Here is a 15,687-nt window from a genome sequence, read left to right on the forward strand (position 1 = left end):
GTTTACCGTCCTTCACGCCACCATGTGGCCGAGAAGGCAAAGAGGAGTAGGGCAAGGCCGGCAAAGCCTGCGAACAGGGGCAAGGTGTTGATCCCCTTGAGCACGGTTTCGTCGGTCATGCGGACGGTTAGTCGCTGGCCGTCTGCGACGCGCACTGCGCCGCGAACCGGCAGGATCTGCGGGACCGTGACGCCGCCATTGGCGCTTGCGACACGGGCGACAAGGCCCTTGGTCTTTTGCACCAGCGGCTTCAGCGTTTCGGTGGTCGAGATCATCGCCTTGAACTCAGGAGCGTCGATGGCGCCGATATGCACCAGCGTCGAAAGATTGCCATCGCTGATCTGGTAGAGGCCGATCTCGTCCATATGCTTCTGAGCCTGATAGAGGCCGGGCTGCGCTTGCTTCAAAGGCAAAGTCAGCGTCTTTCCGGAGGGCGACTTGATGGTGGCAGCGCCGGGATCGTCCCCGACCGTCTGACGTGTCACTTGCAGCGTGCGGCCGGAAGCATTCGCCGTCAGCGCTTCCTCCTCCAGAGCTGGTTCCTTCAACAGCCAATGGGCTATGCGGCGATAGAGCGACACATGCGGACCGCCTCCTTCGAAGCCACGCGCCCACAGCCAACCTTCATCGGAGAGCAGCATGGCGACGCGACCCTGGCCGACGCGATTGAGCACCAGCAATGGACTGCTGTCTGCGCCGACCATGACGGTTTGGCCCTGGGGCTTTTCGACATCGACGGTGCGGAACCAGCGTCCCCAATGCGGTGGCTCGGTGTCCGATCCGTCCAGGCCGCGCGTCACCGGGTGCTTGCGGCCCTGGTCAGAGAGGCGAGGATAGAAGGGTTTCTCGATCATCTGGCCCGTCGGCTCTGCGGGCAGAACCGAGGCGAGCGGCGTCAGCGCGATCGAGTTGCCGGCCGCGTGTTCGGGACCGGCGGCCACGAGCAACGCCCCGCCATTTTCGACGTACTGCGCCATGTAATCATAATAGATCGTCGGCAGGACGTTCTGACGGTCCTGGTAACGGTCGAAGATAATCAGGTCGAAAGAGCTGATCTTGTCGACGAAGAGTTCGCGTGTCGGGAAGGCGATCAGCGACAGTTCGTTGATCGGCGTGCCGTCCTGCTTATCCGGCGGGCGAAGAATAGTGAAGTGCACGAGGTCGACAGATGGATCCGACTTCAACAGGTTACGCCAGGCGCGTTCGCCTGCGTGCGGCTCGCCCGAAACCAGCAGGACGCGCATGTTCTGGCGGATGCCTTCTATCAGCTGAACCGTGCGGTTGTTGGTCGGCGTGACTTCGCCGGGGACTTCCGCGACGGAGAATTCGAGGACGTTGTTGCCGGCACGCGGCACCTTGAAGCTGAAGGGCGTATCCTGGCCGGGCGTCGCCTGCAGAGTGGCGATCTCGTCGCCGTTCATCTTGATGGTGACATCGGCGAGGCCACCTGGGCTCTTGCCATCGTCCACGACATGGAAGATGAGCTGCTGCTCATCATTATTGACAATGCCGAAGCGCGGCGCGCGCACGATTTCGATGCGGCGATCGAATTCATCGGGCTTGCCGGTGATCAGGCCATGGATCGGTGCGTCGAAGCCGAGCTGCTGGTTCACGCCCGGGATGTCGTGGATCTGTCCGTCGGTCAGGAAGATCGCGGCGCCGATGCGGGCGGGCGGCACATCGGCAATGGCGGAGGAGAGGGCCGTGAACAGCCGCGTCGACGGCGAGTCCGACTCGGCAGGGTCCCGCACATCGACGAAGCGCGGCTCAATGCGCGGGAACTGCGCCAGCCGGTCCTTCAGCATGGCCAGCGCATCATCCGTCATCTTGGTGCGCTCGGGCGTCTGCTGGCTGAGGCTTCGGTCGATGATGACAGGGACGATCGTCGTCAGCTGGTCGCGGTCTTCCTGCATCAGCACGGGATTGGCGAGTGCGATCAGCAGCGCTAGGCCAGCAAGCGCACGGATCCAGCTGCCGCGCAGGCGTCGGTAGATCGCAAGTGCTGCGATGGCAAGCGTCACCACCGCGAGGGCCGATAGCACCGGCCAGGGCAGGAAGGGGGCAAAACCGATATTCATCTCACTGCCCCAACCGTTGCAAAATGTCGCCGACGTGCACCTGGTCCGACTTATAGTTGCCGGTCAGCATATACATCATGATGTTGACGCCGCTGCGGTAGGCATATTCGCGCTGGGTCTCGTCCGGTGGAACGGTCGGCAGCAATGGCGAGCCGTTCTGGTCGATCGCCCATGCGCCGGCGAAGTCGTTCCCCGTGATCATGATCGGCGTCACGCCGTCCGATGAGGCGACCGCATTGCTGTCGCGGCGGCTATCCTGGCGCGCTTCCACCCAGAGAGGGCTATCGGCATAACGGCCGGGAAAGCTCGAGAGCAAATAGAAGGATTTGGTGAGCACATGACCTGCCGGTACCGGCTCCAGTGCGGGAATGTCAAGATTGGCGAGGATCTGCTGCAGCCGCTGGCCGTTCGGTCCCGGCGATGAGGTATCGCCCATCGTGTTGATGGCATCGCGCGTATCGAAAAGCACAGTGCCGCCATTGCGCATATAGGCGTCGATGCGGTTGATCGCGTCGTTGGACGGCATCGGCGCCGTCGCCGATATCGGCCAGTAGATCAGCGGATAGAAGGCGAGCTCGTCCTTCGCCGGATCCAGCCCAACCGGGGGGCCCGGTTCCAACGTCGTGCGGTAGGTCAGATAGTCCGAAAGGCCAGCAAGGCCGCGTTCGGAAACACGGTCGACCTCGGACTCGCCCGTGACGACGTAGGCTAGATGCGTCTTGTCGAGCCGCGAATAAATGGTGTCGTCGCCCGGCTTCGTATCGTCTGCTAGGGCATTGGCAGGATGCAGGAACGTTGCGACGGAAAGAGCCAGTAACAGCATTGCGGCGCCACCGGCAGCCGTTTTTGCCGATCTGCCGAAGCGTGAAAAGACGCCGTTCATGAAAAGCACGATCAGGCTATCCGCCAGAAGGGTGAGGAAGGCGAGGGTGAAGAGGACCGGCTTGGCAGACCATGCTTCGCCACCAATAAGGCCTTCGCGCAGGACCGTTCCGGCTGCCGCGTCCAGTGGCTTCAGCGCCGTGCCGGGGCCGAGGACGTTGACGGCGGTAAAGCCCTCTTCGGAGCCGTACAGGCCGGGCGGATTGTCGAAACTGGCGGCGGGTGCGCCCTTGACACTGCGCTCCAGTGGGCGGGCGCTGCCGATTTCGCTGGTCAGAACGCCCTTGGCCGTCAGAAGCCGGTATGGCGGCATTGCTTCAGCTGTCTTGGCCGCAGTCTCCGCCGAGTTGACGCCGCCCGAGCGAGACAGCTGGACGATGCGGCGCAGCATTTCGACGAAATCGCCGGAAATCGGCAGATCCGACCATTGCGGCTCGGCGCTGACGTGGAAGAGCACGACGCGGCCGGCCTGCATCTGCTTTTCCGTGACGAGTGGCGTCCCATCGGCAAGGCTTGCCCAGGTGCGCTCGGCAAGGTCCGGCGTCGGTTCGGCCAGAACCTGCCGCTTGATCAGCACATTGGTCGGCTTCGGCATACCTGCGAATGGACCAAAGGAGGGAAAGTCGGCCAGTGGCTGCGGTTCGGCCCATGAGAGCGCGCCGCCAAAGGTGCGCTCTCCCTGTCGCAATGTCACGGGGACGAGCGGATCATCAGCAGGAGCTGCGGCAAGGCGCGGGCCTGCGAAACGGATCAGCGTGCCGCCGTTCTGGATCCAGCGCTGCAGCGGAGCGTAGGTTTCCTGCGGCAGGCGACCGACATCGGCCATGATGATCATGGAGGGGTTGCCGGCCAGCAATTGCGGGATGGCCTTCGCCAGATCCGCGCTGCTGGGCTGGATCAGATCGGCGTAGGGCTGCAGGGCGCGCTGTATATAATAGAGCGGCGACAGGATCGGCTGGAATTCGTCGGCCGCCTGGCCCGAGAGCAGCGCCACGCGGCGGCGGCGGAAGCCGTCGTCGAGCAGGTGAACGGTGCCGGCATTGGCATAGCGGTCGACACCGATGCGGGCGAAATCGTTGCGCATCTCGAAGGGAGCGGTGATGGAGCCGGTTGCGACGGTCTGGCCGCTGGCAAAATTCAGCGCTCCGGCAGCGATCGGCCGGCCTTGATTGTCCTGCGCCGTCAGTTGCAGGTGGAGCGGGCTGGCTCCATTCAACCGTGTCGCAGTGACGCTCATGTCGTTGACGTTGTTGGAGGCGCCGGTGATTGCGAGAATGTCGTTGCCATTGCCCTCGATCAGCCGCAGTTCGCTTGGCTGGAGGGCGGCAAGCCGGCTGACGATATCGTCCTTTTCCTTCGCCTCGATACCATCGGAGATGAAAGCGATCGTTCCAGGCTTGCTGCCATTGAGCGCGGCCTTGACGGCGTCGGCAGCTCTCTGCCTGTCAGGCACCAGCGGCCTCGGATTCATCGCATGAAGCTTGTCGCGGGCGGCAGTCGCGGCGCTCGGCGTCGCGTCGTTGCTCTGCTCGGCGGTAAAGGCGATCGATACCGGAATGCCTTTGGCATCGGCATCGTCGATCAAAGCATCTGTGGTTCGGACACGGCGATCCCAGTCCGACGTGCTTGCCCAGCTGTTGTCGATCATCAGGACCAGCGGGCCGCCGCTCGACAGGGTATTTGTCCGCGGATTGAACATCGGATTGGCGATGGCGAGGATCACCAGGGCGGCGAGCAGCATACGCAGCAGCGTCAGCCACCAGGGGCTGCGCGCCGGCGTTTCCTCTCGCTTGAGGATGGACGCCAGAATTCGCAGCGGCGGGAAGACTTCGGCACGCGGCTGCGGCGGCGTCAGCCGCAGAAGCCACCAGATTGCGGGAAGAAGGATCAGAGCGGCGAGGATGGCCGGCGAAGCGAATGCGAAGGAAAGTCCGCTCATGGCTGCCCTCCCGACGCTGCTCGTGCAGGCATGCCGGAAAGATACATGTGCACGGCCACCAGCGCTTCCGACGCCAGGTGATCGGTGCGATGGCTGATGAAGGTCCAGCCGAGATGGCGCAGCGATTGGCCGAGATTTTCGCGGCGGGCGAGATAAGCGCGCTGATAATCCTCGCGCAGGTTTTCGGCGCGACCGGCCATCAGCTTCGAGCCGGTTTCAGGATCGCTGAACTCGGTGCGGCCGTTATAGGGGAAGATTTCCTCGGCCGGATCTGCGACCTCGATGACGTGGCCGCGCAGTCCGCGACGTGCCAGCGGCCCGATCCTGCCCATGACGCTGTCGGCATCATCAAGAAAATCGCCGATGAGCACGATATCACTCCAGCCACGGATCATCGCCGTCTGCGGCAGACCGCCTTCGAGCGGCGTATGCATCAGGGCCGCAGCCAATCGTTCGGCCGCATTGCGGGTTGAAACCGGCTCCATGACACCGGGGCAACCGATCCGTTCGCCCGAACGGGAAAGGATCTCGGCAAGCGCCAGCATGATGACCAGGGCACGACCTTCCTTGGAAACGTGGCCGTAGGTCGATTTGTACATCATGGATGGCGAGAGGTCCGCCCAAAGCCAGATCGTGTGAGCGGCCTCCCACTCATGATCGCGGATATAGGTATGATCGTCGCGGGCCGAGCGTCGCCAGTCGATGCGCGAAAGGCTCTCGCCTTCGGTATAGGGGCGAAACTGCCAGAAATTCTCGCCGATGCCCCGTTTGCGCCGGCCGTGCCAGCCGGCAATCACGGTATTGGCGATGCGCTTGGCTTCGACAAGGCAATCCGGCACGAGAGCGGCGCGGCTGCGGGCTCGGGAGAGCGCATCATTGCCCGAAGTCGGTCCGGCGATCTGTCCGATGGATGCCACGCGCTATACTCTCCTCGACATCCGGCTTAGGTTCTCGACTGCTTTACCAGCCCTGCAATGACATCGCGCACGGACATGCCTTCGGCGCGGGCAGCAAAGGTCAGCGCCATGCGATGCTCGAGCACCGGTTCTGCAAGCGCATGCACGTCGTCGATCGACGGTGCAAGGCGGCCTTCATACAGCGCGCGAGCACGGGCGCAAAGCATCATGGCCTGGCCTGCGCGCGGGCCGGGACCCCAGGCGACATGCTTGTCGGTCGAGGCATTGCCCTGGCCGGGACGGGCGGAACGTACGAGAGACAGGATGGCATCGACCACGCCGTCACTGACGGGCATCTGGCGGATCAGCTGCTGGATCTCCAGCAGGCGCGCAGCATCGATGACGGCCTGCGGCGTCGCTTCGCTCAGGCCTGTGGTTTCGAGCAGGATGCGGCGCTCATCGGCAAGTTCCGGATAGCCGACATCGACCTGCAGGAGGAAGCGGTCGAGCTGGGCTTCCGGCAGTGGGTAGGTGCCTTCCTGCTCGAGCGGATTCTGGGTCGCGAGCACATGGAAGGGCGCGGGCAGATCGTAGCGCTGGCCGGCGATGGTGACGTGATATTCCTGCATCGACTGCAGCAGCGCCGACTGCGTGCGCGGCGAGGCGCGGTTGATTTCGTCGGCCATCAGCAATTGCGCGAAGACCGGACCTTTGACGAAGCGGAAGGAGCGGCGGCCGGTTTCATCCTGGTCCATGACTTCGGAGCCGAGAATGTCCGAAGGCATCAGATCCGGCGTAAACTGCACGCGATTGGAGGCAAGGCCGAGGACTGCGCCGAGCGTGGTAACGAGCTTCGTCTTCGCAAGACCCGGCACGCCGACCAGCAGGGCATGACCGCCGGCGAGCACGGCAAGCAGGGTATTCTCCACCACGCTTTCCTGACCGAAAATGACCTTCGAAACCTCCTGGCGAACGGCGGCAATATCGCCCAGCGCCTTTTCGGCTGCAGCGATGATGGCCTGCTCGTCGAGGTTCGTTTCGGTCGATTTGATCATGCCCATTTGCGTCTCCAGTGGCAGAAAAACGGTGCGCGCGATTCGCAGACCTTACACATTTGCCCCATAATCAATACAGCTTATCGCCACGAACATGGCTGACAAGCGCGTTTCGAATGACTATCTCGTGAGAAACTGTCGTATTCGTGATTAACCGCCAACCGGGACGGAAGAATGGCAACTGAGGAAATCAGGGCAACGGGCGACGCAGCGAGCTTGGCAGCGCTGATTTCGCGCGCCGCCGGTGATAGCGGCGGCCGCAAAAAGGGGCTGCCGCCCGTCGAGCGCTGGAATCCGCCATTCTGCGGCGATATCGACATGGAAATCCGGCCTGACGGAACCTGGTTCTATCTCGGCACGCCGATTGGACGTGCGCCACTGGTGCGGCTGTTTTCCACCGTCCTGCGCAAGGATGAGGACGGAAAGACCTATCTCGTCACGCCTGTGGAAAAGGTCGGCATCCAGGTGGTCGATGCGCCCTTCGTCGCCGTTGAGATGAGCGTGACCGAGCGTGACGGCCGGCGCGTGCTGACCTTCCGCACCAATGTCGGCGATGTCGTCGAAGCGGGCAGGGATCATCCGATCCGCTTCGTCATCCGCGGCGAAAACGACGAGCTGAAGCCCTATCTGCATGTTCGCGGGCGGCTTGACGCGCTGGTGACGCGCGCGGTCATGTATGATCTCGTCGAACTCGGTGAACCTGTCGAAATCGCCGGGCGCGAGATGTTCTGCGTGCGCTCCAGCGGCTCTATATTCCCGATCATGCCGGTTGCCGAATTGGATGCGCTGACGCGATGAGCGAATTCCCTCTCTATTCCGCAGATGAGTTTCGGCGCCGTGCGCTCCAGCAGAGCGGCGGCCCGGTCGAGCTTGCCTGGCGCGATCACGGCGACCATCGCCTCAATCCCGAAACCATATTGCAGGTCGAGGGGCTGAAGCTGAAGGATGCCGCCGTTCTCATTCCCGTTGTCGATAGTGGCGCCGACGCCAAGGTGATCTTCACGCTGCGAACCTCGACCCTGCGCAAGCATTCCGGCCAGATCGCCTTTCCGGGCGGTGCCATCGACCCGGAGGATGCTTCGCCGGAAATGGCTGCCGTGCGCGAGGCAGGCGAAGAGATCGGGCTTGCGGATATCTTCATCGAGCCCGTAGCGCGCCTGCCGCATTATCTGGCGGCGACCGGTTTTCGCATCACGCCGATCCTGGCGGTGGTGAAGCCGGGTTTCGATCTGGCGCTGAACCCGACCGAGGTGGAAGACGCCTTCGAGGTGCCGCTCTCCTTCCTGATGGATCCAAACCACCATACGACTGACACCATGCTCTGGCAGGGAACCGAACGTCATTTCTATCGCATGCCCTATGGGCAGCGCATGATTTGGGGCATTACGGCGGGCATCGTCCGCACGCTTTATGAAAGGCTTTACACATGACCTCCGTCGCCGCCGAGCCCTGGTTTCGTGATAAGGCGCTGCAGCGGGTGCTGGCGTTGCTGAATGCCGATGGCGGCGAAGGCCGCGTCGTCGGCGGAGCCGTGCGCAACAGTCTCATGGGGTTGCCTGTCGCCGATATCGATATTGCGACGTCACTCTTGCCGGAGACTGTGGTCGAAAGAGCCGCGGTGGCTGGAATCAAGGCCGTGCCGACCGGCATCGCGCATGGAACGGTCACGCTCGTCATCGACGGCACACCGTTCGAGATCACCACTTTGCGGCGCGATGTTGAAACCGACGGACGGCGCGCAATCGTAGCTTTCAGCGAGGATTGGCAGGCGGATGCGGAACGGCGCGACCTGACGATCAACGCGCTCTATGCGTCTGCTGATGGTAGCGTCGTGGATCTCGTTGACGGGCTTGCCGATCTGGAGCGCCGCAATATCCGCTTCATCGGCGATGCCGCAACGCGGATTGCCGAGGATTATCTGCGCATATTGCGCTTCTTCCGCTTCTTCGCCCACTATGGCAACGGCCGGCCGGATGCTGACGGACTGCGCGCCTGCGCCGCCGCCCGATCGAAGATCGCGACATTGTCGGCCGAGCGCGTCTGGTCAGAGATGAAGAAGCTGCTTTCGGCGGGGGATCCCGGTCGAGCGTTGCTCTGGATGCGTCAGGTGGGTGTGCTGACCGAGGTTCTGCCGGAAACGGAAAAATGGGGCATCGACGCCATTCCGGCCCTGATTGCCACCGAGCAGGCGCTCGATTGGGTCGCCGATCCGTTGCTGCGGCTTGCCGCCATCGTGCCGCCGGACGCAGGCAGACTTGCGAAGTTGGCAGAGCGGCTGCGCCTTTCGAAGGCCGAAGCAGGCCATATGCAGGCCTGGGCAAGCGCGCCCGCTATCAAGGATGATATATCGGAGGCCGCATTCGACCGGTTGCTCTATCGCCACGATCCAATCGGCGTCACGGTTCGGCTGAAGCTGGCGCTCGCTGTTGCGCGCGGCAAGGCGGAAGGGGATTTTGAGGAAATGGCCCGTTCTGCCAGGCTTGGCAACTTGCTAGAGCGCGCGTCGAAATGGAAGAAGCCCGCCTTTCCGCTCAGTGGCTCGGATGCGCTGGCCGCCGGCGTCACCGCCGGCCCGCGTGTCGGAGAGTTGCTTGGCAAGCTGGAGCAGGAATGGCTCGAAGGAAACTTTACGGATGACCGGGCGAAGCTTCTCGCCCGGCTGAAGGATCTGGCAAGCGCCTGACGGCAAGGTGCCGATCAGGCCGCATTTGCCTCGTCGCGAATGCGTGTCTTGATATTGTCGATCATGTTTTCCCGGACGATTGTTTCGCCATGAGCGTCCCGCAAGTGCTCGACGGCGCGACGAACCACTTCGGCATCGTCCTTGGCGCGCGTGTGCCATGTGCAGCCGGGAACTAATGTACCGCATTCGAACAGTCGCATATCTTCCTCCTCATTCTTCTACGGCGTTTAACCTTCATGTCTTTCGGCATGAAGGTTAAACGCAACGGGCAGGGAAAGGTTTCTTTGTCCGGCAAAGCCCTTGGCCTGCCGGACGCGCTTCTTCGGATGTTAGTCCGGCATGGCCCAGGATTTAAAGCAGTCGGACGACTGATACCCGGTGATAGGCACTTGTCTAGCCGAACGATCGGCCTCCATGCGAGCGATGTCGCGTGGTGACTTACCTGCAAGCTGCATTCTCACCTGTTCGATGAAGCAGGACAGGGGTAAATCGGATCCACTGCGGACCCGCATATCCTCCGCTAGCCGGACAACGAACTCCGGACTATCGACTGTGCGCGAAAGCTTCTTTTCCTTGGAAACTTCCGTGACTTGATTCTGTACTGCCATTACAACCTCCTCCGATTGAAACGAGCATTACGTAACCTAGGCACTCACTCCGCCGATTTCAGGGCTTATCTGATCATTTTATATTGAACGCCCTACAGCATCGGCCCGAAAATCGGAATCGATTTTCGGAAAGCCTGATGCGTAGACTAAGAGATTTAGAACGTCCTTTGCACTTCCGTAAGGAAGCATACGCTCTAAGGCCAACGCACCACCGGCGGCATGGACGACAAGATCGACTCGACATTGCCGCCCGTCTTAAGCCCGAAGATTGTACCCCTATCATATAACAAATTGAACTCAACATAACGCCCGCGGCGGATTAATTGTTCGTCGCGCTCGTCTTCGGTCCAAGTCTCGTTGAAATTCGAGCGGACAATGCGCGGGTAGACCATGGAAAAGGCGCGCCCGACGTCGCGGGTAAAGGCAAAATCGGCGTTCCAGCCGCCCGCTTCCTCCGGCGAATGCAGCCAGTCGAAGAAGATGCCGCCGATGCCGCGGGCCTCGTTGCGGTGCTTCAGGAAGAAATACTCATCGCACCAGGTCTTGTAGCGCTGGTAATTCGCGACGTCGTGGCGATCACAGACGATCTGCATGGCGCGATGGAAAAGGACGCTGTCGGGATCTTCCTGGGTGCGCCGACGGTCGAGCACCGGCGTCAGGTCGGCACCGCCGCCGAACCAATGGCTCGTCGTGACCACCATGCGGGTATTCATGTGCACGGCCGGCACGTTCGGGTTAACCGGATGGGCGATCAGTGACAGGCCGGAAGCCCAGAAGCGCGGATCTTCCTCTGCACCCGGGATCTGGCTACGGAAATCGGGAGAGAATTCGCCATAGACCGTCGACGTGTGGACGCCGACCTTCTCGAAAACGCGGCCTTCCATCATCGACATACGGCCGCCGCCACCCTGGCCGTTTTCCCTCAGCCAATCCTTCGCGACGAACCTTCCCGGTTCCTGATCGGAAAGAGGTCCGGCAAGCTCGTCTTCCAGCTTCTCGAACTCGGCGCAAATCGCATCGCGCAGGCTCTCGAACCAGGCTCGGGCGGCCTCCTTCTTTGCTTCAATATCCTCAGGCAGTCCTTTGGGAAGATTGGGTCGTTCCATTCATGCTCTCCGATGGTGCGAGCGGCCGGCGGCTCACGATTCGCATCCTATGTATCGTGATCGTGAATAACAGCAACTCTGCGGCGCAGCCAGTGCAGCGACGTCGCAGGAGAATCGACTCGCCAAATTCCCGGTGCGGTATTATGTTCCCTCTCTCAAAGGCGAGGTTTGATCATGAAGATACCCGGACCGCCGCCCCTTGATGGGTTGAGAAGCAGAATATTCCGCTACCGGCAGGAGCATCCAGCCGGAGGAAAGAGCGATTTCGTTCGCGAGACCTATTGTCTCAGTCGTCCAGATGCACGTGCCAAGGCACGCGAATGGTTCGACGAATTTCCGAAGGCCGCCTATTGGACCGAAGTCGAAAGCTGGCGTCAGATCGAGGGCGACCGTATCGAATTCACCATGCGGCGCTTGCCGTCGGCGGATTGAAACGGACGAAGTGATCGTTTGCTGCGACAGGCAATGAGCCTGCGCGATGACTATTGCGTGTTCCTCAACCGGCTTTCGATCAGCAGCCCGCTTTCATCCAGGATCGGATGAGCCACCGAGACGATGTGGGCGTTGATGCGTTTCAGGTCGCGCAGCATGTCCAGATGCAGCGAGCTGGTCTGCAGGCTGTCGACGCGACCGTCGCGCAGTCTTTCAAGGTGGCGCTCGGACGATTGCTTCTCAAGCCTGCGCACATCCACCTTCACTTCCATCAGCTGTCTCGCAAGATTGAAGTCGCGCGTGACGAGGATGGTCTGGGCGATGCGCAGGTTGTCGACTGTCAGGCTGAAGAGGCTTCGAAGCTCCCGATATCCGTCTTCCGAGAAGGTCAGGCCCTTGTCGATCTTCTTCGTCACCTGTTCGGCAAGGCCTTTCTCGATGATGTCGCCGATATGCTCGAGGTTGATGGCATAGTCGATAATGACGATCGAGCGGCGGCCATTCTCATCGTCCAGTCCGTCACGTCCGAGTTTCGAGAGATAGATCTTCACTTCCTGCTGGATGCGGTCGACGCGCTTTTCCAGAACCGGAATTTCCTTCAATGGCACCAGGTCATTGTTGTTGAAGGCATTTTCCGTGCGGATCAGCATGCGCTCAATAAGGTCACCGACAGCGAGAACCTCGCGCGTGGCGCTGGCAAGCGCCACGACCGGCGTCTGAAGGGCCTGCTGGTCGAGGAACTTCGGCCCATCGTCGGTCTGCGGATCATTGGGAACGATCCTGAGCATGGTCTTCGACAGCAGTCGGGAGAAGGGCCATGCGCAAATGGCCAAGGCTATATTGAAGAGCAGGTGCACATCCACCGGCAGCTTGGCCGGTGAGAAATGCAGGCTTTGCATCCAGTCACCGATATAGCCGGCAAGCGGCAGTACGATGAGGCAGCCAATGGCGCGCACGATCAGGTTGCCCAGAGTGACGCGCCGGGCGGTCGCAGGACCGGAAAGCGTCGCCACGAGCGGCGGAACGGCACCCCCGAGATTGGCGCCGAGGACGAGGACGACCGTCAGGGCCGGTGACAAGATCCCCGTAGACGCAAGTGAGAGGATCAGTACGACGACGGCAAGGCTGGACGACGATACGAAGGCCAGCACCGCCGAGAAGATGAGCGCGACGGGCAACGCACCGTCGAGCAGCCCGATGAAGGCGCCGAGCGCTGCCGATTGCCGCATCGGAGCCGTGGCAAGGCTCAGAAGCTGCAGCGACAGCAGCATGAGCCCGATGCCGATGAGCGCGGCTCCTGCGCCCTGCTGCGAGGTGGAGGCGCGTCGATAAAGGACGATACCGATCAGGATGATGAGGGGAGAGAGCCATTCGATGCCGGTCGCGACAATCCATGCCGTGACCGCCGTGCCGACATTGGCGCCGAGCAGGACGATCTGCGCCATGCTCGGCAGAACAAGGTCGCGTTCGACGAAGGAGGCGATCATCAGCGCTGTCGCGGTGGAGCTTTGCAATGCGATCGTCGCGAGGAAGCCAGATACGAACGAACGCGGGCCACTGCGCGTTCCCTTGGCAAGGCCGGTTCTCAAGCGGGCGCCGAATGCCCGAGACACACCATCCTTCACCTGCGCAAGGCCAAACAGCAGCAGGCCGACGGCGCCGAACAGATTGATCATGACGATGGTGGATTCCATTTTCTTCTAGGTCTTTCTCATGCCACCATGCCGAAGTGATTCCGAAAGCGATAATAACCTACTGAAAAGGCATGAATTTCAGCGTTTAATTCTGTTTTTTAATACGAGGCGATTTTGCTTGCCGGCTAAATATTATACGCCTGCTCAAGCCATAGTCCACAGTCGCTTGCGACATATTGGATCAATATTTGCGCACTGCGCGTTTCAGTGCGGTTGAGGCGGCTGCAACTCTTCGGGGGAGCCTGATTCAATCTGCGATGTGTTCGCTGCCGCGCCAGCACCGGCGGCAAAGGCCTGCTTGACCTCTTCGATCGTCGCGGGTCGCGGTTTGGGGCCGATCGAAGAGGGTGAAACGGCGGGCTCAGCCGCCGTGGCCGGCAGTTCCGGAGAAGTTTCGGTTCCGCGTTCCTCGACTTGCCGCTTGGCGAGAGAGGGGGAGGCTGCCAGGATTTCCTTGAGTGTCGCAGTCACGGGCAAATGCCCGTTCAAGTCAGTATTCGTATGATGCCAGGCATGCGGGACGCGCCGATCGGCGTCGATGAACGGGCGCGAGTTGATTTCGCCGAACCAGTCCCATGTGCCCATGACGTCGACCACATCGGTGAAGGCCGGTGGCATCGCGATGCGGGCGCCGATCGTCACGATTTTTACAGTCGCGGCGTGCGCTGCTATTCGAGCTGCCGCCTGCTTGGACAGGTCGTGCAGGGCGGCTGAGAGGACCAGATTGCCTTTGGAGTGACCAACCAACAAATCGAAGGAGAGACGCTCGTCTGCAAGAAGCGCCTGCACGGTGCGCGTCGCCAGGCTGGTGCGGCTTGCCGATGCCTTGCCATACGCCCCGACTTTGGGCCGTCCGGCGAGATCGTCCAGTGTTTCCAGAAACGGGCGCAGACCCCTTAGGTGGCCAAAGAAGAAATGCCCTCCGAATGCCTCGGTAATGGCATCGGCGATGCCGTAGCCGGAGACGACGACGGCGACAGGTCCCTGCACCGCATCGGCGACATTGCGGGCGAAGGCGGCAGCGCCAAGTGCCGAGCCGCCGATGCCGGCGACAGCGAGCGCTCGCACCTTGTCACCGCCTCTCAACACAAACTCATCCACCGTTTCAGAAAGGCGTATCGCCGCGCCGCCGCTTGGCGGAACGATCATGATCGCGCCTTCGGCAGCCAGCGAGTCGCTGATGTAGAAGGCCTCTTCCGGCGTGATCACCTTGATGTCGTAGAATAGGGCATCCAGCGCAAGGTTCCGCTGGCGGAGGCCTTCAAGCGCAAGATTGCGGGCAGGGGAACGCTGCAGCCGCTCGGGGAGGCTCAATGTGCGTGCGAACTGCGTAAGGGAAAGTGTGAATGCCGTCTGGAACATGGGGTCACCTCGCCAAGGCTGCCTGAGTTAGAGCATTCCAAGGCCAAGCTTCTCACACTTTATCCGACGTGCCAACGCCTATTGGGGTGCGACATTCGATCCCGGGGGAAGTGGCGACCATTGCGTTTGTCGCAGCGCTTCGCCCGATATCATCGCCGCGGACATCGCGACGTTGATGGAGCGTTGGCCCTCGACCATCGGAATTAGGACGCGGCCGTCGGCCTTTTCTTGGACGTGATCGGGAACGCCGGCGCTTTCGCGGCCGAAAAGAAGCACGTCGTCATCGCGATAGGCAAAGCCGGTATAGGGCTGCGCCGCTTTGGTGGAGGCCAGCACCAGCCGGCGACTGCTTTCCAGACGCCATGCCTCGAAACGCTCCCAGTTCACATGTCGTGTCAGGGTGACGGCTGATAGATAATCCATGCCGGCACGCTTGAGGTTGCGGTCGGATATGTCGAAGCCGGCCGGCTCGATGATGTCGACGCCGAGGCCGAGGCACGCGGCGAGCCGCAGGATCGTGCCGGTGTTGCCGGGGATGTCGGGCTGATAGAGGGCGATGCGGAGCATGGTCATGTGCTGCAACTAGAGCATGATGCCGAAAAGTGCACGCGGCTTTCGGACGAGATCATGCTCTACTTCTTTGATTCTAGAGCGGATGATCTTAGGTCAATTCGGCCTAAGATCATCCGCTCTAGCGAAATCGCCGGGATTTGTCTCCGATTTTTGTTGATTTGTCGATTTTCGTGATGCGTTCCATCAGCAGAATTGAAGGGTTTCGCCCATTTTTCAGGCATATTCCTCTTTTCAAAAAAGAAAAGCCGCGCTAAAAGACAAGCGCTCTACAACTTGCGAACGAAGGAGGCTCATGATGGATATCTTGTTTGTGACGATGCGCCTCCTGTCGGCCTTTTTTCGGACCCGCTGAGAGCGCCACAAGGCGCGAATTCGCAAG

At 61.3% G+C, this 15,687-nt stretch carries 14 protein-coding genes; 4 read left to right on the forward strand and 10 right to left on the reverse strand.

The features are described 5' to 3' along the window. Positions 1 to 2 precede the first annotated feature (2 nt). From GGD46_RS07595 to GGD46_RS07610, 4 genes are read right to left on the reverse strand one after another with little or no spacing between them, the layout of a single operon-like run. Positions 3 to 2,078: a hypothetical protein gene (locus tag GGD46_RS07595; protein WP_184703111.1), complete on the reverse strand. Its 2,076-nt coding sequence runs from the start codon at positions 2,076 to 2,078 to the stop codon at positions 3 to 5. Between the two features lies 1 nt (position 2,079). Then, the gene (locus GGD46_RS07600; protein WP_184703112.1) at positions 2,080 to 4,899 is read right to left on the reverse strand and encodes a DUF4159 domain-containing protein; all 2,820 of its coding nucleotides are present in this window, start codon (positions 4,897 to 4,899) and stop codon (positions 2,080 to 2,082) included. Further along, on the reverse strand, positions 4,896 to 5,816 hold the full coding sequence (locus GGD46_RS07605) for a DUF58 domain-containing protein (protein ID WP_184703113.1): 921 nt from the start codon (positions 5,814 to 5,816) through the stop codon (positions 4,896 to 4,898). Before GGD46_RS07605 ends, GGD46_RS07600 begins: the two co-directional genes overlap by 4 nt. 26 nt (positions 5,817 to 5,842) lie before the next feature. Beyond that, complete coding sequence (locus tag GGD46_RS07610) at positions 5,843 to 6,856, reverse strand: MoxR family ATPase (RefSeq protein WP_184703114.1); 1,014 nt, start codon at positions 6,854 to 6,856, stop codon at positions 5,843 to 5,845. 168 nt (positions 6,857 to 7,024) lie between these two features. On the opposite strand from GGD46_RS07610, the gene GGD46_RS07615 reads away from it, so the two are divergent. Genes GGD46_RS07615 through GGD46_RS07625 form a run of 3 tightly spaced genes read left to right on the forward strand, consistent with a single transcriptional unit; the run spans position 7,025 to position 9,533 of the window. Then, a complete protein-coding gene (locus GGD46_RS07615; RefSeq protein WP_184703115.1) occupies positions 7,025 to 7,648 on the forward strand; it encodes a DUF1285 domain-containing protein in 624 nt (207 codons plus the stop codon). After that, complete coding sequence (locus GGD46_RS07620) at positions 7,645 to 8,280, forward strand: CoA pyrophosphatase (RefSeq protein ID WP_184703116.1); 636 nt, start codon at positions 7,645 to 7,647, stop codon at positions 8,278 to 8,280. Before GGD46_RS07615 ends, GGD46_RS07620 begins: the two co-directional genes overlap by 4 nt. Then, entirely contained in the window at positions 8,277 to 9,533 is a 1,257-nt protein-coding gene (locus GGD46_RS07625) for a CCA tRNA nucleotidyltransferase (protein WP_184703117.1), read from the forward strand. Before GGD46_RS07620 ends, GGD46_RS07625 begins: the two co-directional genes overlap by 4 nt. Before the next feature lie 14 nt (positions 9,534 to 9,547). On the opposite strand, the gene GGD46_RS07630 is transcribed toward GGD46_RS07625, so the two are convergent. From GGD46_RS07630 to hemF, 3 genes are all read right to left on the reverse strand, one after another. Then, positions 9,548 to 9,733, reverse strand: a complete 186-nt coding sequence (locus GGD46_RS07630; protein WP_184703118.1) for a DUF1059 domain-containing protein — start codon at positions 9,731 to 9,733, stop codon at positions 9,548 to 9,550. A 129-nt stretch (positions 9,734 to 9,862) separates the two neighbouring features. Then, positions 9,863 to 10,141 carry a hypothetical protein gene (locus GGD46_RS07635; RefSeq protein WP_184703119.1) on the reverse strand — a complete coding sequence of 93 codons (279 nt, stop codon included), beginning with the start codon at positions 10,139 to 10,141 and terminating at the stop codon, positions 9,863 to 9,865. Between the two features lie 194 nt (positions 10,142 to 10,335). After that, the gene (gene hemF, locus GGD46_RS07640; protein WP_184703120.1) at positions 10,336 to 11,247 is read right to left on the reverse strand and encodes an oxygen-dependent coproporphyrinogen oxidase; all 912 of its coding nucleotides are present in this window, start codon (positions 11,245 to 11,247) and stop codon (positions 10,336 to 10,338) included. A gap of 171 nt (positions 11,248 to 11,418) precedes the next feature. On the opposite strand from hemF, the gene GGD46_RS07645 reads away from it, so the two are divergent. Beyond that, positions 11,419 to 11,679 carry a hypothetical protein gene (locus GGD46_RS07645; RefSeq protein WP_184703242.1) on the forward strand — a complete coding sequence of 87 codons (261 nt, stop codon included), beginning with the start codon at positions 11,419 to 11,421 and terminating at the stop codon, positions 11,677 to 11,679. A 50-nt stretch (positions 11,680 to 11,729) separates the two neighbouring features. On the opposite strand, the gene GGD46_RS07650 is transcribed toward GGD46_RS07645, so the two are convergent. From GGD46_RS07650 to GGD46_RS07660, 3 genes are all read right to left on the reverse strand, one after another. Next, positions 11,730 to 13,373 carry a Na/Pi cotransporter family protein gene (locus GGD46_RS07650; protein ID WP_184703121.1) on the reverse strand — a complete coding sequence of 548 codons (1,644 nt, stop codon included), beginning with the start codon at positions 13,371 to 13,373 and terminating at the stop codon, positions 11,730 to 11,732. Positions 13,374 to 13,577: 204 nt separating this feature from the next. Beyond that, complete coding sequence (locus GGD46_RS07655; RefSeq protein WP_184703122.1) at positions 13,578 to 14,735, reverse strand: hypothetical protein; 1,158 nt, start codon at positions 14,733 to 14,735, stop codon at positions 13,578 to 13,580. Positions 14,736 to 14,813: 78 nt separating this feature from the next. Next, positions 14,814 to 15,308, reverse strand: coding sequence for a tRNA (cytidine(34)-2'-O)-methyltransferase (locus GGD46_RS07660; protein WP_184703123.1), 495 nt, complete (start codon positions 15,306 to 15,308; stop codon positions 14,814 to 14,816). Between the last annotated feature and the right edge of the window lie 379 nt (positions 15,309 to 15,687).

The sequence above is a fragment of the Martinezella lusitana genome (genome assembly GCF_014207095.1).
GTDB classification, from domain to species: domain Bacteria; phylum Pseudomonadota; class Alphaproteobacteria; order Rhizobiales; family Rhizobiaceae; genus Rhizobium; species Rhizobium lusitanum_B.